This is a genomic window from Sphingobium sp. CR2-8 (genome assembly GCF_035818615.1).
GTDB lineage: Bacteria > Pseudomonadota > Alphaproteobacteria > Sphingomonadales > Sphingomonadaceae > Sphingobium.
Map to the genome: position 1 here is coordinate 2,830,100 of NZ_JAYKZY010000002.1, position 25,354 is coordinate 2,855,453.

Genomic DNA, 25,354 nt, shown 5'->3' on the forward strand with positions numbered 1-25,354 from the left:
TCAACAAAGGATAGTAAACAGGTCTATTGCGGCGTCTTTTCGGGCGGCAGGTCGAACGGGTCGTCACCGCGCTGGCGGGACTGGGTCAGCAATTCCACACTGCGCTCGGGTCGCGCCTGGATGGACGGCTGCATCAGTTGCGCGGCGGTCGGCGCGGTCGCCGCGCCCACCGGGACGGCGGGAAGATTCTGCCCCTGTACGGGTTTCAGCGCCGGACGCCCACCACAGGCGGCCAGCGCCAGCGCCGTCAGTCCCAACCCGGCCAGCGTCCGTATCTTCATGCGCCCAGTTCCTCTTTCGCCTGTGCGATCCGCGCCCGCACCTGTACCGGCGCGGTGCCGCCATGGCTCTGGCGGCTGGCGACCGATGCGTCCACGGTCAGCACCGCATAGATGCGATCGTCGATCCGCGCGTCGATATCCTGCAACGTCGCGATCGGCAACTGGTCGAGCGATACGCCCGCCGCCTCCGCCGCCGCCACCGCCCGGCCCGTGATATGATGCGCCTCGCGGAACGGAATGCCGCCTTCGCGCACCAGCCAATCGGCCAGATCGGTCGCGGTCGCGAAGCCGCTTTCGGCCAGGCCGCGCATCCGGTCGGTGCGGAACGTCACCGTCTCGATCATGCCGGTCATCGCCGCGATCGACAGACCCAGCAGGTCGTGCGCTTCGAACACCGGCGGCTTGTCGTCCTGCATATCTTTGGAATAGGCGAGCGGCAGGCCCTTCATCGTCACACACAGCGCAGTCATGCAGCCCATGATCCGCCCGGCATGGCCACGCACCAGTTCGGCCGCGTCGGGATTGCGCTTCTGCGGCATGATCGAACTGCCGGTCGAATAGGCGTCCGGCAGCTTGACGAAGCCGAAGAGCTGGCTCGCCCAGATGATGAACTCTTCCGCCAGTCGCGACAGGTGCAGCGACGCTTGGGTCGCGGCCATCAGATAGTCGAGCGCGAAGTCGCGGTCGGACACGCTGTCCAGGCTGTTGTCGGTCGGCTTGGCGAAGCCCAAGGCCGCCGCCGTCGCATGGCGATCGATCGGAAAGCCGGTCCCTGCCAGCGCCGCCGCGCCCAGCGGACACTCGTTCGCCCGCGCGCGCGCATCGGCAAAGCGGCTGCGGTCCCGGCGCACCATTTCATAATAGGCCATCAGATGATGGCCCAACGTCACCGGCTGCGCGGATTGCAGATGGGTAAAGCCCGGCATCACCGCGTCGGCATTCTCTTCGGCCCGCGTCAGCAGGGCGCGCTGGAGGCCGATCAGTCCCGCTTCGACCTCGTCGATCGCATCGCGCACCCACAGGCGAAAATCGGTCGCGACCTGATCGTTGCGGCTGCGCGCGGTGTGCAATCGCCCGGCCGTGGGGCCGATCAGCTTCGCCAGGCGCGACTCCGTGACCATATGAATATCTTCCAGGTCCAGGTTCACCGGGACACCATCGGCCTCATATTCGGCCGCAATCCGGTTCAGACCCTCGGTGATCGCTTGCGCATCCTCGCCTTCCACGATGCCCTGTTGGGCCAGCATCGCGACATGCGCCTTGGACCCGGCGATATCTTGTTTCCACAATCGCTTGTCGAAGGGGATGGAGGCATTTATCTCACGCATGATCGATGCCGGGCCGGCGGCGAACCGGCCGCCCCACATGCTGTTGGAGCCTGCTTCCGTGATATCGTCATTCCGCGCGCTAATGATACTGCTCCTGCCTGCCGCTCTGGCGGCCTGCGATAGGCAATCCCCGCCGCCGGAGCAAGCCAATGCCGCCCTGTCAGGCGAGGTTCCCGCAACATCCGGGGAAGCGCCGTCGGGCAAAGGCGACGGCGCGACGAAGAAGGACGGCGCCTTCGACTATCGGCTCGACCGCAGCAAGGCGGGAACGCCCGCGCCCGCCTTCGCCTTCCTCGATCCTGACGGCGGGGAAAAGACGTTGCAGGATTTCGCGGGCAAGCCGCTGCTCGTCAATCTCTGGGCCACCTGGTGCGCGCCCTGCATCGCGGAAATGCCGACACTTGATCGGATCGCGGCGACCTATGGCCCCAAGGGGCTGGCCGTCCTCACCATCTCGCAGGACAATCAGGGCCTCAAAGCCGCCAAGCCCTTCTTCGCCAAACATGACCTGCCGCACCTCAAGGGCTGGGCCGACCCCGAAAACCAGTTCGGCTTCCACTATGCCAGCGGTCTTTTGCCCACCACGGTCATTTATGACCGCCAAGGCAAGGAAATGGTGCGGGTGATCGGCGCGATGGATTGGGAAGGGCCGGAAGCCGGGGCGCTGATCGACGCGGCGATGGCGTCCTGAGCGGCAACTTCAGCATATGATGATGGCGGGCGGCACAAGACCGCCCGCCATCTGGAAATCACCAAGACGAACAACCATCAAAAATCCGCCATGCCAACTGGTTGCAAAATGGCATGGTATCGATGCAGAAATCTCAATTGCAGGAATTTGCAGATCACCAATATCCTGAACGACTTTGTTCCTGGAACTATTCTTGCAATATTGCATTTTTAATGCGTTTTTTTGCAGTGCAATGGAGGGTTTCCTTTAATCGTCCGTCGTTCCCCTTGTCATCATAATGCATAAACAGGGGGCATGAATGACGCGACTGTCCGCGCTCAAACTTTCACTTATTCTGGCTTCGTCCTGGTCCGCCTGCGCCATTGCGCAGGATGCACCGCAAGAGCCGCAGGCCGACGATGGCTCCGCCATCATCGTGACCGGCACACGCGCCGTCGGCATTTCCGCCGCCGAGTCCGCTGCCCCGGTCCAGGTGCTGAGCGAAGAGGCGATCAGCCATGTCGGCCAGCCGAACCTCAACCAGGTTCTGACCCAGATGGTGCCGGGCTTCACCGCCCAGACGCAGGGCACCGACTTGTCCAGCTTCTCGCTGTCGGCCCGCCTGCGCGGCCTCAGCCCCAACCACACGCTGGTCCTGGTCAATGGCAAGCGCCGCCACGGAAACGCCATTCTTCAGGTGATTTCCGGCGCGTTCCAGGGTTCCGCCGCCCCCAGCATCGACGTCATTCCGCCCGACGCGATCTCGCGCGTCGAAGTGCTGCAGGAAGGCGCGGCCGCCGTCTACGGCACCGACGCGATCGCAGGCGTCCTCAACTTCATCCTCAAGGACAATGATGAAGGCGGCACGTTCAAGGTCACCGGCGGCCAATATTATGACAGCGAAGGCGAACTCTTCTCCGCCTCGGGCAATGTCGGCTTCAAGCTGGGCGAGGACGGCTTCTTCAACCTGACGCTGTTCCACCGTCGTCAGGATTACACCACCGTCGGCCAGGGCCAGGTGCTCGTCACCCAACAAAATGGTGCGCTGCAACCCAATGCGCCTGCCCAATGGTCGAACCTTGCGGGCGACACACTGGCTGGCATCAATGGCGGCCAGCCCAAGACCAACCTCAACGTCGCCTTCTACAATTTCGGCTATGATTTCGGCGGCGTCGAACTCTACAGCTTCGGCGACTATAGCCGCCGCGAAGGCTGGGCGAAGCAGGGCTACCGCCATCCCAAGCGCATCTGCTACGAAACCAACGCCGCTGGCGCGGTCATCAACGATGGCGGCAACGTCACCAACACAGCCTATAATCCCAATGTCTGCTACGCCAACACCGGCGTGGTCGGCATGGTGCCGCTCCAGCATGTGATCGAAAACGAATATAGCTTCACCATTGGCGCCAAGGGCGAATTTGGCGGTGGCTGGAACTATGACGTGTCCGGCACCTATGGCGCGCAGAAGGATGACATCTGGACCGAAGCGTCAGCGCACCGCGAAATCTGGCGGGAAAGCTCGGCAGCGGCGCGACAGGGCATCGGCGTAGCCAACTCGCCCGACAGCGCTTATGACGGCGGGTTCAAGCTGGCGCAGACCACCCTCACCACCGACATCCGCAAGGAATTCGATGCGGGCATGGCCAACCCGATCACGCTGGCCTTCGGTGGCGAATATCGCAAGGATGAATATGAAATCCTCGCAGGCGATTCCATCTCGACATACAAGACGGGCGTCCAGTCCTTCCCGGGCTACAAGGCGACGGACGCGGGCGACTTCCAGCGGAGTTCCAAGGCTGGCTATCTTAACCTGATCGCCAAGCCGGTCGATAGCTGGAGCGTCGACCTTGCAGGCCGCTATGAAGACTATACGGATTTCGGCGACACCCTGATCGGCAAGATCACCAGCCGCTACGACTTCTCGGACGCCTTCGCCATACGCGGCACAGCCAGCACCGGCTTCCGCGCACCGACGCTTCAGGAACAGAAATATTCGACCATCAACGTCGGCCCGACCAGCGCCGTCGCACAGTTGCCCGCCGGCACCCCTGCCGCCGCGCTGCTGGGCTTCAATTCGCTCAAGCCGGAAAAATCGAAGAATTTCTCGGCCGGTTTCGTCGTCCGCCCGGTTAGCAAGCTGGCCATTACGGTCGATGGTTATCTGATCAAGATCAAGGATCGCATCACCGGTACGGCGGCGCGCAATGCCGTCTTGAACGGCGTACCTCAGCCAGGCGGCGCCGAAATTCTCAACGCCCTCAACTCTGCGGGCATTGTGTTGGATAGCGCTCTGTTCACAGCTGGCACCATCGGTGTGTCAAGCTTCACGAACGGCATCGATACCCGGACCTGGGGTATCGACTTCTCGGCCAGCTATCCGGTGGCGCTGGACTTCGGTTCGCTCAATCTCTCCCTGGTGGCCAACTATAACAAGACGAAGATCACCAATAACAAGGTGGGCTACCCGATCTTCAACGCGGCGTCGGAAAGCAACATCGAACGATCCAACCCTGATTATAAGATCGTTGCCAACGCGCTGTTCAAGAGCGGTGCATTCAGCCTGAACCTGCGTGAGACCTTCTACGGCAAGACCAGCGTATTGGTTCGTCCCGCCTTCAACGCAAGGACGCCAAGCGGTGGCCTTCCTTCGGGCGGCTTCCTGATCGCGGACGGCGCTATCACGAACGGCATCAACGCCAACCAGCTCTACTTCAACGGCGTGGCCAAGGCAGCGGCGATCACCGACCTGGAAGTCAATTACGACTTCACCGATGCGGTGACCTTCTCGCTGGGTGCGAACAACCTGTTCAACAAGAAGCCGGAAATTCCCAAGCTTCTCGAAAGCGTGACGGTGGCGCCCGGCGTATCGCCTTATGAAAACGGCTCGGGTTCCTACAGCGCCTCCTACGGCCACAGCCCCTACAGCACGTCGGGCGGTTATTATTACGCCCGCATCGACTTCCGCTTCTAAACGAGGTCACGAAGGAAGGGCCGGTCCACCAGGGACCGGCCCTTTTTCCTTTTCAGGAAAGAGAGGCCGATGCGCGTTTCCCGTCGGATGCTGCTGAACGCTACGCTGGCCGGGTCCGCTGACACAGCGCCCGCCCTTGCTCTGCCCAAAGACCCGGCATGACCCTTTCCCGTCGCGACGCACTTGGTGCGGCCCTCGCCATCCCGCTGGCTGCGCAGGCCGCCCGCGCCGCCACCGTGCCCAGCCTGCCGGACAGGACCAGCTTCGCCGCCAGCGCGATCGCCTATCTCGACAATGCCTCCACCCACCCCATTAGCCTCGGCGCGCGGGCAGCGATGGACGCCTATGTCGCGGGCCGCACGCTCGATCCCGCAGCCACCGCGCGCAAGCCGGTCGATCGCGCCGCCACCCTCGCCAAATTCGCGCGGCTGGTAAACGCCGATCCCGACGAAATCACGTGGGTCCAGTCCACCACCATGGGCGAACAGGCGATCCTGCGCGCCCTGGGTTTCCCGCATGGGCAGGGCCGCATCGTTACCGACACACTGCATTTCTACGCCGGTTTCCCCATGTATCAGGAACTGGGCAAGCAGGGCGTGAACGTCGCCTGGGTCCAGGCCCGCGAGGGCCGCATTCTCCTTGAGGACATGGCCAAGGCCATCACCCCCGGCACCCGCCTCGTCAGCTTGTCGCTCGTCTCCACCTATAATGGCTTCCAGCACGACCTGAAGGCAGTCTGCGACCTTGCCCACGCCGCAGGCGCACTGGTCTATGCCGACATCATCCATGCTGCGGGCGCCGTGCCGGTCGACCTGCACGGTAGCGGCGTCGATTTCGCCGCCTGCGCTACCTATAAATGGCTGATGGGGGATTTCGGCCTGGGCTTCCTCTACGCCCGGCGCGGTGTGCTGGATGCGCTGCCGCTCGCGGATTTCGGCTATTATGGCTTCGCCGCTCCGGGAGCGTCGCCCGGCATCGGCCTGTCGCCACCGGAAACCCATGTCTATCCGATGGACCCGCCCGGCAACGCCCCGGTCAGCTACAGCCATCGCCCCGGCGCCCTCGGCCATTTCGGCACCGGGACCTATGCCCAATCGGTTATTCCGGCGATCGACAATGGCCTCGACTACATCGCCGCACGAGGCGTCCCTGCGATTCAGGCCCATGCCCAATCCCTGATCGGCGCGTTGCGCGAAGGCCTGACTGCCAAAGGCTATCGCATCATCACCCCGTCCGACGCGAAGACGCCGCTGCTCACCACCCTGCTGCCCGATGCGAAGGCACGGCTGGCCGAACCATTAGCGAAAGCGCAGGTGCGCATTTCCCTCCACGACCATCATTTCCGCATCTCGCCGTCGGTCTTCAACGATGCGACGGATGTCGACCGCCTGCTTAGCGCCCTGCCGCGTGCCTGATGAAAGATCACAAAGCCATGAAATGCCTGCTCGCCACCGCCCTGCTGCTGACAGCCACGCCCGCATTCGCCCAACCCGCCGCCACCCCCGCGCCGCCTCCCCTGCCCGCCAAGCTGCCCTTTTCGCCTTCGGTGCGCGTGGGCGACATGCTTTTCATGTCCGGGCAGATCGGTCAGGCGCCCCAGGGCATGGACAGGCATAAGGACGGGTTCGACGCTGCGGTAAAGGGCGCGATGGACGCGATCGGCACGATATTGAAGGATAATGGTCTCGACTATGGCCATGTCGTCAAATGCACGGTGATGCTGGCCGACATCGCCGACTGGCCCCGCTTCAACGCCGCCTACCTCCCCTATTTCGCGGGCAAGCGCCTCCCCGCCCGCAGCGCCTTCGGCGCGAATGGGCTGGCGCTGGGCGCCCCGTTGGAAGTGGAATGCATCGCCGCGTTCAAATGAGCGGACGGCAGCGCGCGCTACCTGGATTATTCTTTGCCTTCCGCATTTTCCGAGCCAGCAGATGATGCCATCGGCTTTGAAAATGCTCTATATCTGGCGCTTGACGTTGAAGGGCGGGACGATCTTGCAGCGATAGGTCTGCACTTTGTCGATCAGGCCCGTGTGCAATTCGGTCGAGAGGACGAGGGTCGATCGATCCAGTCTTTCGAGCCGACGCATGTCGCTCAAAAGGCCGCCCAGCATCCCGCCGCCCTGATTGACCAGCGTGATCGTCGCATCATCCTGCGCCGCGATCTTGTTCCAGTCGCCGCCAGCGTTGCGCCAGCGTCCTGCGGTAAAATCGATGACGATTTCCCGAACCGATCGATCGTCCGCCGTGCATGACAGCCCCCGACTCTCCGACAATGTCGGAACGGCGACGGGCGGCGGAACAGCCGCGAGGATAGTCGACGCGGGAATCACGCAGCAGAGGGCAGTCAGGAAATAGCGGGCCGATCTATGATGCATGCCCCCTAATATCAGACGGACAGAGCGGACGAAAGCACTGGCCAAACGCATCGCCAGCGTCAAAGCGCGACAGCTTCCCGCACCACCAATACCGGCACGCCATCGCGCACCGGGAAGGCCAGTCCCGCCGCCTCCGACACCAGCGCCCCCCGCGCCGTGTCCCAGCGCAGCGGCGTACGCGTCACGGGGCAGACCAGCTTGTCCAGCAGCCACAGATCCATCGGCGGACTATCGCGCATCGTTCCGTTCATTGCATCGTCGCGCCGCCATCGCGCTCGATCCGGCCGACGATCTGCATCAACTGGATGATCCGCTCCGACCGCTCGGACAGCGTATCGGCTTCCAGTAGGGTCTGCTTGGCCGCCGGATCAAACGGCACGATCTGCGCGATGCCGTTGACCAACGCGGTGTCGTCCAGCCGCGATACAGCAGTCCAGTCCACGACATAGCCCAATATATCGGCAAAGCGCCGCGATTCCTGCTCCAGCGCCGCCCGCTCGACGGCATGCAGAACCTCATCCTCCTGCGGCGCCTGCTCGACATCCGCCTCGATCTGGCGGAACTGGGTGGCGACATCCAACTCACGCACCACGCGAAAGCGGGCCAGGCCCGTCAGCACGATATTGAACCGCCCGTCGTCCAGCGCCTCGATCTGGCTGACCCGCCCCAGGCAGCCGACGTCGAACAGGGTCGGCACCGGCCTTGCGTCCCGCGGCTGGATCATTCCGATCCGCCGGTCACGCGCCATCGCATCGTGAATCAGCGCGCGATAACGCGGCTCGAAAATATGCAGCGGCAAATCCATGCCTGGCAGCAGCAGCGCGCCGGGCAAGGGAAAGATGGAGACACGCGCCAGGGGCATGGCGGTTACGAAAACAATATCTGCGACAGCTTGCGCCGCTGCGCCGACACCCACGGATCTTCCAGCCCTACCGCTTCGAAGATGGTGAGCAACTGAGTCTTCGCTGCGCCGTCGTTCCACGCCCGGTCGCGCCGCACGATCTCCAGCAGCGCGTCGGCCGCGCCGTCGCGGTCGCCATTGGCCATCAGCCCACCCGCCAGTTCGAACCGCGCCTCATGATCGTCGGCGTCGGCATCGACCCGCGCCTGGACGCCCGAAAGGTCGGCGACGGGCTTCACGTCCCGCGCCAGTGCGATCGCCGCGCGCGCCTGATCGATCGCGCCATGTTTGGCAAGGTCGCCGGGCAGCGCATCCAACACCGCTTCCGCTTCGTCCAGCTGCCCCAGCGCCACCAGGGCACGCGCCAGGCCGGACACGACCTCGACATTGTCAGGCACCATCTCGGCGATCTGGCTGAAGACGGACAGGGCGCGTTCGGCATCGCCCGCGGCCAACACCTCTTCGCCCATGGCGATCAGCGGCGCGATTTCCTGCAACTGCGCCTTTTCATCCGATTCGATCGGCAATTGCGACAGCAACTGGTCGAGATATTGCTTCAGCTGCCCTTCGGTCCGCGCCTGCGTCAGGTCCGCGACCGGCTGGCCCTGGAATACCGCATAAACGGTCGGGATCGACTGCACGCGAAACTGGCTGGCGATGAAACCATTCTCATCGACATTGACCTTGACCAGCTTGACGCCCTTGGCCGCATAATCAGCGCAGACCTTTTCGATGACCGGGGCCAGTTGCTTGCACGGACCACACCATTCGGCCCAGAAATCCACGATCACCAACTGCGTGCGCGAAGGCTCTACCACATCCTGGCGAAATGCCTCCACCGCCGCCTTGTCGGCCTCGCTCAATCCCAGGGTCGCCACGCTTCTATCTCCTGCCAATACGGTCATGCGCCGACCGCCATACCGCGCCTTATGTGGGGCGTCACCCCCAAGACACAAGGCAAGCGGCGGGACAAGACAGGGTCAGGACAGCATCAGAAGGTGTAACCCACTCCGATCGCACCGACCCACTGGTTGCGCGATCCGGCATCCGCAACGATGGGCGAATCGCCATATTTGCCCAGCACCCGCGAATAGCCCGCCACGCCGAACAGCGCCCATCCCTGGCGAATGTCGCCCGACAGCGACTTGCCTGCCGAAAAATTGGCGCTCAACCGCTTGAAACCCGACCCACCGGCCCGGTTATAGGCGTCCAGCCCACTGGCCAGGCTTTCCTGCGGGGTGATGTCGAAATAATAGCGACCATAATTTTTACCGACATATTCCGCCGAAACGCCCAGCCCGACGAAGGTCGTGACCGACAGCGGGGTGAAATATTCGATGCTGGGCGTAATGACATAGCTGCCATGCGCGCCTGCCACATCCTTGGCCACCGCAACGCGCGCCGACAGATTGTCATAGTCGCTGGTGATGACCCCGGTCTTGCCGACGCCGACGAACCCGCCGACTTCGACGGCGACATCGCGCTTGCCGAGCAGGCGCACGGCGTCGTCCTTTATGACCTTGCGGCTGGAGCGGTCGAACCGGACGTTGAGCATCGGGCCGAGTTCGAAATCGACGCCGGTGCCGGCCGGATCGGGAATGGCGTCGACATAGAGCGCCGTCCCGCGCGTCCAGAACGCGATATCATGCACCTTGCCGCGCGCCTGGACGATCGGCATCACCCGATAGTCATCCGATCCTTCATAGCTGGGAATGGCCGCCAGTCCCGCGCCGATGGTCAGGGTGCTGTGCTGCTCCTCTTCCTGCGCTGCGGCAGGCGAGGCGATGGGGACAAGGACAGGCAGGGCAGCGACGAGGGTCGCGACCAGTCGGCAACGGAATGAATGCATGATAGCCCTGTTCATGAAAATGCGTCTGGGGCGTAGAATGTTTCGGCGCGGTTACAGTTCCCGCCACGCCTTTTCAGAAGAAATATTTGAGCTTTATTACCTGTTCGACCGGTGCGCCCGCGATCGTGAAACGGGCCGATCCGAAACGCGGCGCGCCGAAACGCACCACCGGATTGCGTGAAAAACCCACGCCTTCGCGCGGAATTCCGGCAAATGTGTCCAATTTTCCATTGCCATTTTCATCGTGGATGATGGCGATGGCATAATCGCCGGGCGCCAGCTGGCCGAGGGGGATCGGTCCGCGTTTCGCCGCGACGGCGAAATGATGTCTGTCGGGATCCGTGGTGCAATCGGGGAAATAGGCGGCGGCGCGGGTGACGCACACCAATATCTGCCCCTTGTTCGACCGAAGCCCTTCCAGCACCATGCTGATCGCCTGCGGCTGGCCCGCCGGGGCCCCCGCCGTCAATCCTGCCATCGCCATAACCGGCGCGACGACCCGCGCCCATATTCCCGGCTTCACACGCGCCCCTTCTTGAAATTGCCCAGCCCCTTGTCGGTGCCGCACAACCGGTCCCAGACGCGAAAATAGAGTCCGTAATTGCAATTATACTGGTCGTGATGGCGCTGATGGTGGGTCGCGGTGATCAGCCACCCGCCCAGCGGCCCGCGCACAAGTCCGCGCGGGAACATCTCCCACCCCATATGATTGCTCACCCCCATCACCGTCATGATCGTCAGCACGACGCCCAGCGCACCGACATGGATGGGGATCAGGAACACCAGCGCCGGGATCACCACCGCCCCGGTCAGCGCCTCCCACGGGTGAAAGCTCATCGCTGCCCAGGCGGTCGGCGGACGGCTGGCATGATGCACCGCATGGGCAATCCGGAACAGGCGCGGCCGGTGCATCCAGCGATGCGTCCAGTAGAACCATGTGTCATGTGCGATCAGGTAGAGCAGCACGGAGACCGGCAGCCACCAGAGGGGAAAGGCCTGCACATCGGTGTAGATGCGCGTCCAGCCGCGTTCCTGCCAGCCCCAGGCGACCACGCCCGCCGGAACGCCATAGATCAGCGCGGACGCCAGCGACCAGCCGATCTCCCGCCCCATCTGCCTTTCCAGGCCGCGGTACAGGCCCGGCTGGCGAATCCGGGTCGCCAGCGCGAACCCGCCGCTCGCGAGCAGATAACGCACGCCGACGATGGCGCTCATCGCCAGCGCGGACAGGATGATGGCTGCGACCATGGGAGGGCCTATAGGCCGGGTTACGCTGCGGGGAAAGCGGAAGACGTATGTCCCTGCCGTTGCAAATTAAGTCCGGGGCCGCGCCTGACGATAGCTGCCCAGCTGCCGCACCCACTTCGTGTGGAACTCCAGCTCCGCCAGCGCCCGGTCGACCGCCGGATCGCCCGGCATGCCTTCGATGTCGCAGAAAAACTCGGTCGCAGCGAAGCTCGCGCCACGCTGGTAGCTTTCCAGCTTGGTCATATTGACCCCGTTGGTCGCAAAGCCGCCCATCGCCTTGTAGAGCGCAGCGGGCACATTCTTCACCTCGAACAGAAATGTCGTCATCACCTTGCCGATGTCGGCGGCGGGCATCTTCGGCTCGCGCGCCAGCACCAGAAAGCGGGTCATATTGTCGTCGCTATCTTCGATATTCTCGGCGATCAGGCGCAGGCCGTAGAGTTCCGCCGCCAGATAGGGCGCGATCGCGCCTTCGCCGGGCAAGCGCGTTTCCGCCACCAGCGCCGCCGCGCCCGCCGTATCGGCATAGGCGACCGGCTGGATGCCGCGCTCACGCAGATAATGGCGGCATTGCCCCAGCGCCTGGGGATGGCTGATCGCGCTCTTCACCGGACTGTTGTCGGGGGCCATCAGGCAGTGGCGGATGCGCAGGAAATATTCGTCGATCACCGCCAGCCCCGATTCGGGCAGCAGGAAATGCATGTCCGCCACGCGCCCGTGCAGGCTGTTTTCAATGGGGATGATCGCCCGCGCTGCCTGACCATGGCGCACCGCGTCGATCGCATCCTCGAACGCGAAACAGGGCAGCGGCACGCAATCGGGCGCATAGCCCAGCGCGGCCAGATGCGAGTTGGCGCCGGGCGCGCCCTGATAGGCGACGGCGCGCGTCGGATCGAGCGCAGCCTTGGCGGCGAGGTCCGCAACGATCGCGCGGGCGGGGGCGGGATAATGGTCCATGACTGGCTGCGCGCTTAAGGTTTCGGCCAAGCGCGCGCAAGCGCCACAAGGGTATATCTGCGGGCAAAGGGCGATTTACCGTGCCAACCCGGCTTGCATGGCGGCGTGTCCGCCATTATGGCAGCGCACAAGAGGGGGCGCGGAAGACAGCCGCCAGAACAGAAACGCAAGGGAAGTCGAGCGAAATGGGCGATCGTTTCAATACCGTGGCTGGCTGGGCTTTGTTTGCAGGGATTATCGCGCTTGGCGGCGGGATCGTCAGTTCCAAATATTTTCATGACGAACGGCCTGAAAAGATGGGCTATGCGATCGAAGGCGTCGAAGCGGAAGGCGAAGGCGGCGGCGACAGCGGTCCCGGCCTCAACACCCTGCTCGCCAGCGCCGACGTCGCAGCCGGTGAGAAGGTGTTCGCAAAATGCGCCGCCTGCCACACCGTCAATCAGGGCGGCGCCAATGGCATCGGTCCCAATCTCTACGCCACGGTCGGCGAAGGCATCGGCCAGGGCAAGGGCGGCTTCGCTTTCTCCGACGCGCTCAAGAGCAAGGGCGGAGAGTGGACTTTCGACAATCTCGATCACTGGCTGAAAAGCCCGCGTGAATTCGCCCCCGGCACCAAGATGACCTTCGCGGGCCTTGGCAATCCGGTCGACCGCGCGAACCTGATCGCCTGGCTCAACACCCAGGGGTCCAACCTTCCCCTCCCCGCCGCCGACGCCGCGCCCGCCGCTGCGGAAGGCGCAAACGCCGCCGAAGCGGGCAACGCCGCCAATGCGACGGAAGCCCCCGCAGCGAACGCGGCCAACGCCAGCGAATAAGCGGGGCGGTAAAGCAAAGCGACGAAGGGCGCGGCGCCATGGTGCCGCGCCCTTCGTCGTTTGGGCGATGTTGGCGTGTAACGTGATGGCTGACTTGGGTGGAAGCGGACATTGGCCACCGTAAGTCAGAATGGTGCTGGCGGTTTGTATATCATGAGCACCCGCTCAATGTTCCCGTTGAGACCTAGCACCACCTCAATGTCTCAGTATAGTTGACTAAGACCGTTCGGTGAGTAAGTCAGTCGGTATGGCTGCCAGAGCCTATTATCCCTGGTCGTACGCCGGATGCTCCATACCTTCTGAAACGGAACGCTCAGAAAAGCCTCTCGTGGTGCGACCTTGGTCTGGTCGTATGACGCAATGGAACCAGCAAGAAGCTCGAATGGCTGAAACTGTCCGGCTCGCAACCCACGCTGGGCGTCTTCCATTTTCTCAATAAGAGTTGTCGCTTCCCCGGCAGTTAGACCGCTCAATTGCCGCGTCGCAGGGACAGGCACGATGCCAGGTGTTTGCGTTTCACCGACGGAGGACTGAACACAAAGACCGGCAAACAAGAGAATGGACCAGCCGCGCATGACAGAACTCTCGCTCAAGTCACTCGTGTCCGCTACTGGTATAGCAGTCACGTTCAAGCGTTCTACATAAGACGTAACGCCTCACCTCTCCGCCACCAGCAACTTGTCGATCTTGCGCCCGTCCATGTCCACGATCTCAAATCGCCATCCCTGGTCATCGATATAATCCCCGACTTCGGGCAAGCGCTTGAGCAGCCACAGCGCATGGCCCGCCACGGTCGCATAGTCGCGGTCCTCGGACAGGTCGATGCCGATCCGGTCGGCCAGCTGGTCGATCGGCATCTGCCCCGACACCAGCAGGCTGCCGTCCTCCCGCTCCACCACGTCCGGTTCGTCATAGGCGTCGCGGTCGGACGCGAAATGGCCGGCGATCGCCGACAGCAGGTCCGCCGGGGTCACGATCCCTTCGAAATGCCCATATTCGTCATGCACCATCACCATCGGCACGTCGGACCGGCGCAGCACTTCCAGCGCGTCCATCGCATCGACCTGATCGGGCAGCACCTCCGCCCGGCGCATCAGCGCGCCGACGTTCAGCGCCTCGCCCCGGAACAGCGCGGTCATGATGTCGCGCGCCTGCACGATGCCGATGATGTCCTCCACCGAACCGCGCCCGACCGGCAGGCGGGTGTGCGGCGTTTCCAGCAGGCGGCTGCGAATGGTCGCATCGTCGGCGGCGATGTCGATCCAGTCGACGTCCATCCGCTGCGTCATCACCTCGCGCACCGGCCGGTCGGCCAGCCGTACGACGCCCGAGATGATCGCGCGCTCGCTTTCCTCGATGATGCCGGACTTGCTCGCCTCCGCGACGATCAGGTGCAGTTCCTCGGCGGTGACATGATGTTCCGATTCGCGCGCCAGCCCCAGCAGCTTGAAGATCAGGCTGCTCGACCCATCCAATATCCACACGATCGGCGCGGTCAGCTTCGCCAGCCATTGCATCGGCACGGCGACCAGCACGGCGATCGGCTCGGGCGCGCGCAGTGCGAACTGCTTGGGCACCAGCTCGCCCACGATCAGTGAGGCATAGGTGGTCAGGCCGATCACCAGGGCGAACCCGGCATTCTGCGCCAGATTGGGGGCCAGCCCCAGCGCCTGCATCCGCTCGCCGACCGGCCCGCCCAGGCTTGCGCCCGAATAGGCGCCGGTGCCGATGCCGATCAGGGTGATGCCGATCTGGACTGTGGACAGGAACCGACCGGGGTCGGCCGCCAGCGCCAGCGCGGCCTTCGCCCCCTTGCGCCCCGCCTTCTCCATCGCCTGCAAGCGTGGCTTGCGCGCGGACACGATCGCTAGTTCGGACATGGCGAAGACACCATTCAGCGCAACGAGCGCCAGGATGATGACAAGGTCTGCCCAGGGGAAGGGCGTCGGATTAAGGGGAGGGATCGTGGCCATGGTGGTCAGCTACCTCCTATAACCATTAATCTTTCAATTTCACAACACTCCCCTCACCATCCGTTCAGTTCGCTTGTGGAACAAAGATTTCTGCTCGGCGATTAAGGTCTTAGTCGCCCTCGAACGGACGAAAAGACAAGGGAACAGGACCATGAGGATTTCGCACCGCATCATCGGCGCCGCCGGGCTGGCCGCCATGCTGACCACCACCGCCTGCACGACCGACCCCGAAACCGGTCAGCGCAGCATTTCCAAGGCCGCGATCGGCGGCATCGGCGGTGCGCTGGGCGGCTACCTGCTGGGTGACCTGGTCGGCGGGCGCAACGACCGCACCGAAAAGATCCTGGGCGCTGGCATCGGCGCGGTCGCTGGCGCGGGCGTCGGGGCCTATATGGACGCGCAGGAACGCAAGTTGCGCGAAGACACCGCCGGCAGCGGTGTCGACGTGATTCGCGATGGTGACAATCTGCTGCTGCGCATGCCGTCCGGCATCACCTTCGCCTTCAACAAATCGGACGTGCAGCCGCAATTCCAGCCCACGCTGAACGACGTCGCGTCGGTTCTGTCGCAATATCCCAAAACCTATATCGACGTGTATGGCCATACCGACAGCGACGGCGCGGACGCCTACAACCAGACGCTGTCCGAACGGCGCGCGCAGGCGGTGTCCAGCTATCTGGTCAGCCGTGGCGTCCAATCGGCCCGCATCGGCACGCGCGGCTTCGGCGAGACCCAGCCGATCGCGTCGAACGCGACCGAAGAGGGCAAGGCCGCCAACCGCCGCGTCGAAATCAAGATCGCGCCGGTCACCGAAAACGACGTACGGGGCTGATCCGTCCTCCCCGGTAAGGGGAGGGGGACCGCTCGCAAAGCGAGTGCTGGAGGGGGCGTGCCACGGGCGCACCCCCTCCGTCAGGCTTCGCCTGCCACCTTCCCGTGCCGGGGAGGATTAAAAACTCGCCTTCAACCCGTCGATCACGAACTGCGCCGCCAGCGCGGCGAGCAGCACGCCCAGCAGCCGGGTGATCACCGCCTCGATCTTGCGCCCCAGCAGCGCCATCAGCGGCCCGGCCGCCAGCAAAGATCCCAGCATCAGCAGCAGCGTCACCAGCACCGCGCCGAGCACCACCATCCGCTCCGCCATCCCGTCGGCGCGCGACATCAGCAGCATGACGGTCGCGATCGATCCCGGCCCGGCGATCATCGGCATCGCCATGGGAAAGACGGACACGTCCTCCACCTCCGGCGTTTCCGCGATCTTCTGCGCCCTGTCCTCGCGCCGTTCGGTGCGCTTCTCGAACACCATGTCCATCGCGATCAGGAACAGCATGATCCCGCCCGCGATGCGAAAGCTGTCGAGCGCGATGCCCAATGTACCCAGCAGTTGCTTGCCCCACAGCGCGAAGACGAAAAGGATCGCCGCCGCAATCCCCACCGCACGGATCGCCATCGCCCGGCGCTGCACCGCGTTCGCGTCTGTCGTCAGGCTGGCATAGATCGGCGCGCAGCCGGGCGGATCGATCACCACGAACAGGGTGATGAACGCGGAAATGAACAGTTCGATCATGACCCTGCCTTCACCTGATCGTCGATCACCGTCTCATAGGCCGCGCCGGTCCACATCCGCACCGTCACGCGGCGGCTGCCATCTGTCGCGACATCGGCGTTCCACAGCAGGCTCTCATCCGTCGGCATCGGCGGTACATCCCCCTTCTTGCCGGGCGGCGGCGGCAGCGCATCGCCCCGCGCCCCGCGCTTGCAGGTCGCGACCTTGCCGCTCATGAATTCCGGTGTCGCGCGCGCGGTGCTGAGCGTATCGCCATGGTCCAATATCCACTGCCACCGGCCCTTCTTGTCGCGCCGCCAGAGGGTGGTGAAATATCCCGCCGAACCGTTCGGCCGTTTCCAGTTGCCGGTGCTGGCCGCCAGATTGCCGTCGCACGACACATAGACGATCGACGGCGCCCAGTTGATCGACGCCGCCGGATTGGCCTGTTTCTTCAACCAGTCCTTCGCCATTACCTTCTGCGGCACGAACATCACCGCATCGTCGGCCGCCGTCTCGGCAAAGGCGGTCCATTGCCCCTTTTCCTGCGCCAGCCGGTTGAACGCGATTTCCGCCGCGATCACGCTGCTGGGATCGGGCTGGAAGCGCGGCGGCGGCTTGGCCGCGACGACCGCCACCGCGCCAAGGATCAGCAGTGCCAGCCGCGCCCCCACAATCCTACAGTCCCGCAGGCTTGGGCAGGCCAGCGCGCGCATGCGCCGCGACCAGCGTGTTGCGCAACAGCACCGCGATCGTCATCGGCCCGACCCCGCCCGGCACCGGCGTGATCGCGCGGACATGGGCCAGCGCCTCGGCCGTGGCGACGTCGCCCACGATCCGGCTCTTGCCATCTTCGGTATCGGCGACGCGGTTGATGCCCACGTCGATCACGGTCGCGCCAGGTTTGATCCATTCGCCCTTCACCATCTCCGCCCGGCCCACGGCCGCGACGACGATGTCGGCGCGATGCACGACACTGGCTAGGTCGCGGGTGCGGCTGTGCGCGATCGTCACGGTCGCGCTTTCGGCCAGCAGCAACGCCGCCATCGGCTTGCCCACGATGTTGGACCGGCCCACGACCACCGCTTCCAGCCCCGACAGGTCGCCCAGCTCGTCCTTCAGCAACATGATACAACCCAGCGGGGTGCAGGGCACCAGCGCGTCCTGCCCCGTCGCCAGCTTGCCCGAATTGACGACATGGAACCCGTCGACATCCTTGGCCGGGTCGATCGCGCCGATCACGGCGGCTTCGTCGATATGTTTGGGCAACGGCAACTGCACCAATATGCCATCGACACGCTCGTCCTGGTTCAGTTCCTCGATCAGGTCGAGCAGATCTTCCTCGCCGATACTGTCGGGCCGCTTGAATTCGAAGCTTTCCATGCCGGCCGCCACCGTCATCTTGCCCTTGGACCGCACATAGACGCTGCTCGCCGGATCTTCGCCCACCAGCACCACGGCCAGACCCGGCTTACGCCCCGCCTGCTCGACGAACGCGGCGACGCCCTGCGCCACCGTCTCGCGCAAAGTGGCGGCGAACGCCTTGCCGTCGATGATCTTGCCGATGGTCATGTCTGTTCTACCCATGTTTCGATAAGCGGCGCGAGCCGGGCACACGCCTGCCCGCCGCCCACTATGCGCAGCCGCTTTAGCCGGTTGGTGTCGCCCGATTCCAGCAAAATCGTGGTTTTGGGCCAATCAAGCCGTTTCGCCAGCAGCGCGATCAGGGCACCATTGGCCCTGCCCTTTTCCGGCACGGCGCGAACGCGGGCGCATAGCCAGCCCGCGCCCTGCGCATCGATCCACCGGCCGCCGATATCGTCCTTCGCCGATCCTGGCGTCAGCCGGATCGCGAGCAACAGATCATCGCCTGCCTGGCTCCAGACAGGGTTCAGGCCGCCGCCCGCATCAGCGCCGCGAACAGATTCTCGCGCACCGGTCCCTGCAGGATGATGACCGCCAGCAGCACGACCATCGGCGACAGGTCCAGCGCGCCCAGATCGGGCATGAACTTGCGCACCGGGCGATAGAGCGGCTCGGTCATCCGATCGAGAGCATAGAGGCCGTTGCGGACATATTCGTTGGACGTGTTGATGACGTTGAACGCGATCAGCCAGCTCAGCACCGCCTGTACGATGATGATCCACCATATCGCTTCCAGCACGATATAGACGATGCCGTTCAGGGCGTTCAGAAATTCCAACAAGCTACCGGCCTTCCATGCTGCGCTGCCGCAAATGCGACTTCCTATCTAGCGTTGGGGCCGATCCGCGACAAGCGGCGCGCGACGCTTATTCGACCAACGACGCGCCTATGTCCTGTCACCCGGCTCAGGCTGCTGGCAACGTGCCGGGCCGAAGATAGGCGAACATGTGCGACACATAATCGGCCTTGCCCAATGCCACACCCTGCGCCCGCAAGATCGCATAGGCCGTCATCAGGTGAAAATAGAATTGCGGCAACGCCCAGTCCCGCGCATATTGGTTTGCGCTCAAGTCGAATATGATGCCGTTGGGTAGTTCATGCGCAATCGGCGCATCCCCCGCCACGTCCAGCGCATCGGGCGTTAGAGCATCGAGCAACGCCAGCGTTTCCGCGATCCGGGTCTTGGCATCCTCCAGCGATCCGGGCCGCTCGCCCGCATTGCGCCCTTCCTCCAGCAGCCTGTCGCGCGATGCCGGGAAAGCTTCGCCACGCAGGCGGGACACTGCCTCCTGCGCCTGCACGCAGGCGAAGCGGATTTGCGTCGCCAGCGGAAACATATCCTCCGCCAGCCGCGCCGACAGCAGCGCCTGCGGATCGGGCAACTGCGCCTGTGCCTTGTCCAGCAGCGCGGACAGCGTTCGCAGCATCTGCGTGAATGTCGGGACGAGAAGCTGAGTCAGCGACATGGACGATCCGGCCGTCGTCATGCCCGCACCAGCGTGCCCGCGCCGCGATCGGTAAAGATTTCCAGCAGCATCGCATGGGGCACCCGGCCGTCCAGGATGACGGCGGCATCGACGCCGCTTTCGACCGCACGGACGCAGGTTTCCAGCTTGGGGATCATGCCCCCGCTGATCGTGCCGTCTTCCTGCAATATCGCGATCGCCGCCGGATTAAGGTCGGTCAGCAACTGTCCCTGCTTGTCCAGCACGCCCGCGACATCGGTCAGCAGGAAGAAGCGCGACGCCTTCAATTCCGCCGCGATCGCGCCCGCCATCGTGTCGGCGTTGACATTATAGGTATGGCCGTCGGTGCCGATGCCGACGGGCGCGACCACCGGAATGATCCCCGCCTGCGCCAGCGTGTCCAGAATGCGCCGATCGACCGACACCGGATCGCCGACGAAGCCCAGGTCGACATTGCGTTCGATCCCGGAATTGGGGTCCGCCTCGCGACGACCGCCGACCTTCTCGCACAGGACCAGGCCACCGTCCTTGCCCGAAATGCCGACCGCCCGGCCGCCCGCGCCCGCGATCCAGCCGACGATTTCCTTGTTGATCGATCCGGCCAGCACCATTTCGGCGATCTTGGCGGTCTCCGCGTCGGTCACGCGCAGGCCGCCGACGAATTGCGACTCGACGCCCAGTTTCTTGAGCATCGCGCCGATCTGCGGCCCACCGCCATGGACGACGACGACATTGATGCCGACCGCCTTCATCAGCACCACATCCTCGGCGAAATCGCGCGCGGCTTCGGGATCGCCCATCGCGTGGCCGCCATATTTGACGACGAAGGTCTTGCCCGCATAGCGCTGCATATAGGGCAGCGCCTCGACAAGGGTTTCGGCCTTCGCCAGGAGCGCGGGATCGGGAGCGTGCTTGCTGTTCATGCGCGGGCGCATAGGGCCAATGCACCACTTGAGCAAGAATATGGTTTGCGCGGGAGGTGCGGAGCCTGCCTTTATATTTAGTTAGCTAACGAATGACATTCGAATTGCAATCACCCACAACTGTCCAACTCGCTGTCTCTTTTACGTGCGATGATCGCCGCTCAGCGATCCAGCCGCCGCCCCAGCGCGACCAGCAGATAGATGACCGGCGGCACCAAAATGGCCGACAACAGCACCTTCGCCAGCATCTGCCCCAGCAGCAGTTCGCCGATCGGGAACACCCCGTAAAAGGCGATCGACACGAACAGCAGCGTGTCCACGATCTGCGACAGGATGCTGGCGGTCGCAGCGCGCAGCCACAGCATCCGGCTGCCTTCCCGCCCCTTGAGAGCCGCGAACAAAGTCACGTTCAGCGTCTGCGAAATGCCATAGGCGATGATCCCGCCCAGCCAGATGCGCGGCGTGCCGCCCATCATCATGGCAAAGGCTTCAGCCCGCTTGGGGTCCATGTCGCCCGCCGCCGGTGCGGCCAGCACGACGATCGACAGCAGGATGGATGCGATCAGCGGCAGGAAGCCGATCTGGACCAGCCGGGTGGCAATGGCGCGACCATGCAATTCCGCCACCGCGCTGGAAATGGTGACCAGCAGCAGGAAGGCGAAAATACCCGCCTCCACCGCCAGCGGCCCCAGCCCCACCATCGGCCCGATCGCCGCCAGCGGTCCCAACGCCACCTGCTTGTTGCCCAGCACGCCTGCGATGCAGACCATGCCGCCATAGAAGATCGAAAAGGAAAAGAGCGAACGGCTGATGAGCGCGGGCGAGGAGGTCATCGACCGCCCTTACCGGGAATCGCTGCGTTGGGGAAGATGGCGACTTCCCCCTTCTTCTCCCCTCCCTTTTTAGGGAGGGGCCGGGGGTGGGTAGCGAGCGCAGCGAGCCAGCCTCCCAAGCGGCTCCTACCCCGCCAGCAACCGGTATTTCAGCCCCATCGCCTGCGCCAGATTGCGCAGCCGCCGCTCGACCGCTTCGCCATAGAGGTCGGCGTCACCATCGCGCAGGTGCAGGTCGATGCGATCACCCTGTCGCGCCAGATGCGATACCGCCAGCGGCCCTTCGACACCGCCCGACAGGCGTTGGGCCAGGCGAATGGCCAGCCCCCACAGCACCGCGCGGCGCAGCGCTTCGGGCGTGGCGATCCGATCGAGGCTGTTCAGCGCAGACACGCTGCCGCCGAAATGACTGCACAGCGCCTGCCCCAGCATCGCGCGCTCCGCTGCCGTGATGCCGACCCAATTGCTATGCAACGCGATCTCCACCCCTCGCTCCGCCCGGAAATCCGGGTTGGCGCGCCAGCTGACATCGGCCAGCAGACAAGCGGCGCGGCGAATGCGCCGGGCCGCCACATCATCGTCGGGAAACAGCGGCGCGATCCAGCGCTCGATCCGGTCGCCATGCCCGCGAAAGCGCGCCTGCGCCTCCCCTTCCGCCTCAGCCGCCACCAGCAGCGGATCGTGGGCGCGAATGTCTTCCGGCAGGGCTTCGTAGAGCAACCCTTCGCGCAGGCCATAGGCCGACACGATCATTCGGCTGGACTTCAACTGCCGCACCACGATCGACAACAGCGCCGTCGCGTCCGGCAAGGTCGGCACGCGCGATCCGGTCATGGCGGGTATCTGCTTCAACCGGGCCCGATCGACATGACTGACGATCCGGGTCAACTGTTCGGCCCGCGCCGCGCTCATCTCATATTGATGGACGACCGGCAGGGGAAAGCTGGTCAGTTGCATGTCGAACCGCGCCAGCGCCCGCCACGATCCGCCCACCAGATAGAAGGGCAGGTCCGGTTCCGGCGACCAGCCCGCCTTCTCCAGCATCTTGGCGACCATCCGCTCCAGCGCGCGCGGCCCCTTCGCCCGGATCTGCGGCAGGCGCAGCACGCCCAGCGGCAGGGATATCGTCTGCTCCACCGCGCCATGACGAATGCGCGCCAGTTCCAGGCTGCCGCCGCCCAGGTCGCCCACGATCCCGTCCGCCTGCGGAATGCCCGACAGCACCCCCATCGCCGCGCCGATCGCTTCCTGCGCGCCGGTCAGCAATTCGACCGTCAGGCCCATCGCCTTGGCGCGGGTGATGAACTCGGCCCCGTTGGTCGCGTCGCGCACGGCGGCGGTGGCGACGCAGCGTATGTCGGCGACCTTCATCGCGCGGCACAGATGGGCGAAGCGCCCGATGGCGCGCAAGCCCCGGTCCATTGCCTCCGGCTCGATCGCGCCGGTTTTCGCCAGCGATGCGCCCAGCCCCGCCATCACCTTCTCGTTGAAGAGGATGAAGGGAATACGCCGTGGCCCGTCATACACGACCAGGCGGACGCTGTTCGACCCGATGTCGATGATCGCCGTGCGGGCATGGGCTGGCTCGGGCGAGGTGGCCATGCTTTCGGCGACCGCGCGCACCCGGCTGAGCATCGAATTCATCTTGGCTCAGGCCCTTCCGCGCAGGCGCAGCGTGGGCACCGCTTCATTGTCGAACGCCGCCCCGCGTCCCGACAGCGACGGGTTGGTCATGAAATAGCGGTGCAGGTTGAACGGCTTGTCGCCCGGCTCCAGCCGCGTGTAATGGCCATCGCTGTCCAGCGACCAGCTTTGTTCGGTATCGATCAGGTTGGCGACCATCACCTGGTCCAATATCTGGTCGTGCACCGTCGGATTTTCGATCGGCGCCATGAATTCCACCCGCCGATCGAAATTGCGCTGCATCCAGTCGGCCGAACTGATGAAGACCTTCGCGCCATTATTGGGCAGCGCGTTGCCGTTGCCGAACACGGCGATGCGGCTATGCTCCAAGAAGCGGCCGACGACCGACTTCACCCGGATATTCTCCGACATGCCCGGAACCCCGGGCCGCAGGCAGCATATGCCGCGCACGATCAGGTCGATCTGCACCCCCGCATTGCTGGCCGCATAGAGTTTCTCGATGATCGCCGGATCGACCAGGCTGTTCATCTTGGCCCAGATGGTGCCCGGCCGTCCGGCGCGCGCATGGTCGATCTCCGTATCGATCAGCTGACACAGCGTATTGCGCAGGTCGCGCGGCGACATGACCAGCTTTTCCAGCCGCTCCGGCTCCACATAGCCGGTGATGTAATTGAACAGCGCGGCCGCATCGCGGCTATAGGCCGGATCGGCCGTGAAGAAGCTGAGGTCGGTGTAAATCCGTGCCGTTATCGGGTGATAATTGCCGGTGCCGAAATGGCAGTAGCTGCGGAACTGCTCGCCCTCCCGCCGGATCACCATGGAAATCTTGGCATGGGTCTTCCAGTCGATGAAGCCATAGACCACCTGCACGCCCGCGCGCTCCAGCGCGTCGGCCCACATCAGATTTTGTTCCTCATCGAACCGGGCCTTCAGCTCGACCACGGCAGTCACGGACTTGCCCGCTTCGGCCGCGTCGATCAGGGCGCGGATGATCGCCGACTGCTTGCCCGCACGATAGAGCGTCTGCTTGATCGCCACGACATCCGGGTCGGACGCCGCCTGTTTGAGGAAGGACACGACGACGTCGAACGCTTCATAGGGATGATGGACGACGATGTCCTTCGCCCGAATGGCCGCGAAACAGTCGCTGCCATATTCGGCGATGCGTTCGGGGAAGCGCGGCACATAGGGTTCGAACTTCAGGTCGGGCCGGTCGGCATCGACGATGCCGGACAGGTCGCCGATGCCGATGAAGCCCTCCACCTCGACCACCACCGCCTCATGCCCCTGGAGCATGTCCTGCAACATCTCCTCCACCGGCTCGGGGATGCGCTCCTCTATCTCCATGCGGATCACCCGGCCGCGCCGCCGCCGCTTGATCGCGCTGCGGAAATGACGGACCAGATCCTCGGCCTCCTCCTCGATCTCGATGTCGCTGTCGCGGATGATGCGGAACACGCCGCTGTTGCGGACGCGATAGCCGGGGAACAGGTCGGCCGAAAAGCGCCGGATCACCGCCTCCAGCGCCATATAGCGCGCCGGTTCGCCGGGAACGCGCACGAACCGCGCAAGCGTCGGCGGAATCATCACCAATTCGCGAATTGGCTGCTTGTCCGACAGGCGCTCCAGGTCGAAGATGATCGACAGCCCCTGATTGGGGATGAAGGGAAAGGGGTGCGCCGGGTCCAGCGCCTGCGGCGTCAGGATCGGGAAAATCTGCGTCAGGAAATGTTCGCGCAGCCACTGGCCGCAGGCGTCGTCCATCTCGCTGCCCGGACCGATGACCTCGATCCCGACCTGCGCCAGTTCGTCATGCACCGCGCCCCACACCTTCTGCTGCGCGACCATCAGTCGCGTGCTTTCCTCGGTCAGGGCGGCGACCTGCTGCGCGGGGGTCAGCCCGTCCGCGGAGCGCAGATCGACATTCTGCAACTGCTGCCCCTTCAGCCCGGCAACCCGGACGGAGAAGAACTCGTCCATGTTGGCGCCGGATATGGACAGGAAGCGCAGCCGCTCCAGCAGCGGATGGGCGCGGTTCATCGCCTCCTCCAGCACCCTCTGGTTGAACGCCAGCCAGGACAGCTCACGGTTGAAATAACGGTCGCTGGGCAGCGTCAGGCTGGCGGAGGGATCGGCTTCGGCCACGG

At 64.3% G+C, this 25,354-nt stretch carries 27 protein-coding genes; 6 read left to right on the top strand and 21 right to left on the bottom strand.

Going from position 1 to position 25,354, the window contains the following annotated elements; all coding sequences use genetic code 11:
* Window positions 1-23: 23 nt before the first annotated feature.
* Complete coding sequence (locus U5A82_RS17825; RefSeq protein ID WP_326292220.1) at window positions 24-281, bottom strand: hypothetical protein; 258 nt, start codon at window positions 279-281, stop codon at window positions 24-26.
* A complete protein-coding gene (argH, locus tag U5A82_RS17830; protein WP_326292221.1) occupies window positions 278-1,648 on the bottom strand; it encodes an argininosuccinate lyase in 1,371 nt (456 codons plus the stop codon). Before argH ends, U5A82_RS17825 begins: the two co-directional genes overlap by 4 nt.
* A gap of 43 nt (window positions 1,649-1,691) precedes the next feature.
* On the opposite strand from argH, the gene U5A82_RS17835 reads away from it, so the two are divergent.
* The 4 genes from U5A82_RS17835 (at window position 1,692) to U5A82_RS17850 (ending at window position 7,120) form a co-directional block, all read left to right on the top strand.
* On the top strand, window positions 1,692-2,300 hold the full coding sequence (locus tag U5A82_RS17835; protein WP_326292985.1) for a TlpA family protein disulfide reductase: 609 nt from the start codon (window positions 1,692-1,694) through the stop codon (window positions 2,298-2,300).
* Between the two features lie 298 nt (window positions 2,301-2,598).
* Window positions 2,599-5,250 (top strand): TonB-dependent receptor plug domain-containing protein, encoded by a 2,652-nt coding sequence (locus tag U5A82_RS17840; RefSeq protein ID WP_326292223.1) that lies wholly within the window; start codon window positions 2,599-2,601, stop codon window positions 5,248-5,250.
* 158 nt (window positions 5,251-5,408) lie between these two features.
* Window positions 5,409-6,665, top strand: coding sequence for an aminotransferase class V-fold PLP-dependent enzyme (locus U5A82_RS17845; RefSeq protein ID WP_326292225.1), 1,257 nt, complete (start codon window positions 5,409-5,411; stop codon window positions 6,663-6,665).
* A 17-nt stretch (window positions 6,666-6,682) separates the two neighbouring features.
* Window positions 6,683-7,120, top strand: a complete 438-nt coding sequence (locus U5A82_RS17850; protein WP_326292226.1) for a RidA family protein — start codon at window positions 6,683-6,685, stop codon at window positions 7,118-7,120.
* 87 nt (window positions 7,121-7,207) lie between these two features.
* Here U5A82_RS17850 and U5A82_RS17855 read toward each other — a convergent pair whose 3' ends face one another.
* From U5A82_RS17855 to U5A82_RS17890, 8 genes are all read right to left on the bottom strand, one after another.
* On the bottom strand, window positions 7,208-7,627 hold the full coding sequence (locus U5A82_RS17855) for a hypothetical protein (protein WP_326292228.1): 420 nt from the start codon (window positions 7,625-7,627) through the stop codon (window positions 7,208-7,210).
* Window positions 7,628-7,686: 59 nt separating this feature from the next.
* Complete coding sequence (locus U5A82_RS17860) at window positions 7,687-7,866, bottom strand: Trm112 family protein (protein ID WP_326292230.1); 180 nt, start codon at window positions 7,864-7,866, stop codon at window positions 7,687-7,689.
* Window positions 7,867-7,874: 8 nt separating this feature from the next.
* Window positions 7,875-8,489, bottom strand: a complete 615-nt coding sequence (locus U5A82_RS17865; RefSeq protein WP_326292986.1) for an LON peptidase substrate-binding domain-containing protein — start codon at window positions 8,487-8,489, stop codon at window positions 7,875-7,877.
* A gap of 5 nt (window positions 8,490-8,494) precedes the next feature.
* Window positions 8,495-9,406: a tetratricopeptide repeat protein gene (locus tag U5A82_RS17870; RefSeq protein ID WP_326292232.1), complete on the bottom strand. Its 912-nt coding sequence runs from the start codon at window positions 9,404-9,406 to the stop codon at window positions 8,495-8,497.
* Window positions 9,407-9,519: 113 nt separating this feature from the next.
* Window positions 9,520-10,377: a MipA/OmpV family protein gene (locus tag U5A82_RS17875; RefSeq protein WP_326292233.1), complete on the bottom strand. Its 858-nt coding sequence runs from the start codon at window positions 10,375-10,377 to the stop codon at window positions 9,520-9,522.
* A gap of 73 nt (window positions 10,378-10,450) precedes the next feature.
* Window positions 10,451-10,888 carry a DUF2141 domain-containing protein gene (locus tag U5A82_RS17880; RefSeq protein WP_326292987.1) on the bottom strand — a complete coding sequence of 146 codons (438 nt, stop codon included), beginning with the start codon at window positions 10,886-10,888 and terminating at the stop codon, window positions 10,451-10,453.
* Window positions 10,889-10,896: 8 nt separating this feature from the next.
* Window positions 10,897-11,625: a sterol desaturase family protein gene (locus U5A82_RS17885; RefSeq protein WP_326292234.1), complete on the bottom strand. Its 729-nt coding sequence runs from the start codon at window positions 11,623-11,625 to the stop codon at window positions 10,897-10,899.
* A gap of 66 nt (window positions 11,626-11,691) precedes the next feature.
* Window positions 11,692-12,582 (bottom strand): prephenate dehydratase, encoded by an 891-nt coding sequence (locus tag U5A82_RS17890; RefSeq protein ID WP_326292235.1) that lies wholly within the window; start codon window positions 12,580-12,582, stop codon window positions 11,692-11,694.
* A gap of 185 nt (window positions 12,583-12,767) precedes the next feature.
* Between U5A82_RS17890 and U5A82_RS17895 the strand changes: the two genes are divergently transcribed.
* Entirely contained in the window at window positions 12,768-13,397 is a 630-nt protein-coding gene (locus U5A82_RS17895) for a c-type cytochrome (protein ID WP_326292236.1), read from the top strand.
* A 656-nt stretch (window positions 13,398-14,053) separates the two neighbouring features.
* Here the strand turns inward: U5A82_RS17895 and U5A82_RS17900 are convergent.
* Window positions 14,054-15,370: a hemolysin family protein gene (locus U5A82_RS17900; protein WP_326292237.1), complete on the bottom strand. Its 1,317-nt coding sequence runs from the start codon at window positions 15,368-15,370 to the stop codon at window positions 14,054-14,056.
* 151 nt (window positions 15,371-15,521) lie between these two features.
* On the opposite strand from U5A82_RS17900, the gene U5A82_RS17905 reads away from it, so the two are divergent.
* Window positions 15,522-16,202, top strand: coding sequence for a YiaD family glycine zipper/OmpA-like lipoprotein (locus tag U5A82_RS17905; RefSeq protein WP_326292238.1), 681 nt, complete (start codon window positions 15,522-15,524; stop codon window positions 16,200-16,202).
* A 117-nt stretch (window positions 16,203-16,319) separates the two neighbouring features.
* Here U5A82_RS17905 and U5A82_RS17910 read toward each other — a convergent pair whose 3' ends face one another.
* From U5A82_RS17910 to U5A82_RS17955, 10 genes are all read right to left on the bottom strand, one after another.
* A complete protein-coding gene (locus U5A82_RS17910; protein WP_326292239.1) occupies window positions 16,320-16,937 on the bottom strand; it encodes a MarC family protein in 618 nt (205 codons plus the stop codon).
* The gene (locus tag U5A82_RS17915; protein WP_326292240.1) at window positions 16,934-17,590 is read right to left on the bottom strand and encodes a YybH family protein; all 657 of its coding nucleotides are present in this window, start codon (window positions 17,588-17,590) and stop codon (window positions 16,934-16,936) included. The genes U5A82_RS17910 and U5A82_RS17915 overlap by 4 nt, the downstream gene beginning before the upstream one ends.
* Before the next feature lie 4 nt (window positions 17,591-17,594).
* Entirely contained in the window at window positions 17,595-18,488 is an 894-nt protein-coding gene (gene folD / locus U5A82_RS17920; protein ID WP_326292241.1) for a bifunctional methylenetetrahydrofolate dehydrogenase/methenyltetrahydrofolate cyclohydrolase FolD, read from the bottom strand.
* The gene (locus U5A82_RS17925; RefSeq protein WP_442802219.1) at window positions 18,485-18,811 is read right to left on the bottom strand and encodes a DUF167 domain-containing protein; all 327 of its coding nucleotides are present in this window, start codon (window positions 18,809-18,811) and stop codon (window positions 18,485-18,487) included. Before U5A82_RS17925 ends, folD begins: the two co-directional genes overlap by 4 nt.
* Window positions 18,808-19,122 (bottom strand): YggT family protein, encoded by a 315-nt coding sequence (locus U5A82_RS17930; RefSeq protein WP_326292243.1) that lies wholly within the window; start codon window positions 19,120-19,122, stop codon window positions 18,808-18,810. The genes U5A82_RS17925 and U5A82_RS17930 overlap by 4 nt, the downstream gene beginning before the upstream one ends.
* 124 nt (window positions 19,123-19,246) lie before the next feature.
* Complete coding sequence (locus tag U5A82_RS17935) at window positions 19,247-19,807, bottom strand: DUF1993 domain-containing protein (RefSeq protein ID WP_326292244.1); 561 nt, start codon at window positions 19,805-19,807, stop codon at window positions 19,247-19,249.
* Window positions 19,808-19,824: 17 nt separating this feature from the next.
* The gene (gene argB, locus U5A82_RS17940; RefSeq protein WP_326292245.1) at window positions 19,825-20,742 is read right to left on the bottom strand and encodes an acetylglutamate kinase; all 918 of its coding nucleotides are present in this window, start codon (window positions 20,740-20,742) and stop codon (window positions 19,825-19,827) included.
* Window positions 20,743-20,891: 149 nt separating this feature from the next.
* Entirely contained in the window at window positions 20,892-21,563 is a 672-nt protein-coding gene (locus U5A82_RS17945; protein ID WP_326292246.1) for a queuosine precursor transporter, read from the bottom strand.
* 126 nt (window positions 21,564-21,689) lie between these two features.
* Window positions 21,690-23,207 (bottom strand): Ppx/GppA family phosphatase, encoded by a 1,518-nt coding sequence (locus U5A82_RS17950; protein WP_326292247.1) that lies wholly within the window; start codon window positions 23,205-23,207, stop codon window positions 21,690-21,692.
* A gap of 6 nt (window positions 23,208-23,213) precedes the next feature.
* Window positions 23,214-25,352 carry an RNA degradosome polyphosphate kinase gene (locus tag U5A82_RS17955; RefSeq protein WP_326292248.1) on the bottom strand — a complete coding sequence of 713 codons (2,139 nt, stop codon included), beginning with the start codon at window positions 25,350-25,352 and terminating at the stop codon, window positions 23,214-23,216.
* Window positions 25,353-25,354 lie beyond the last annotated feature (2 nt).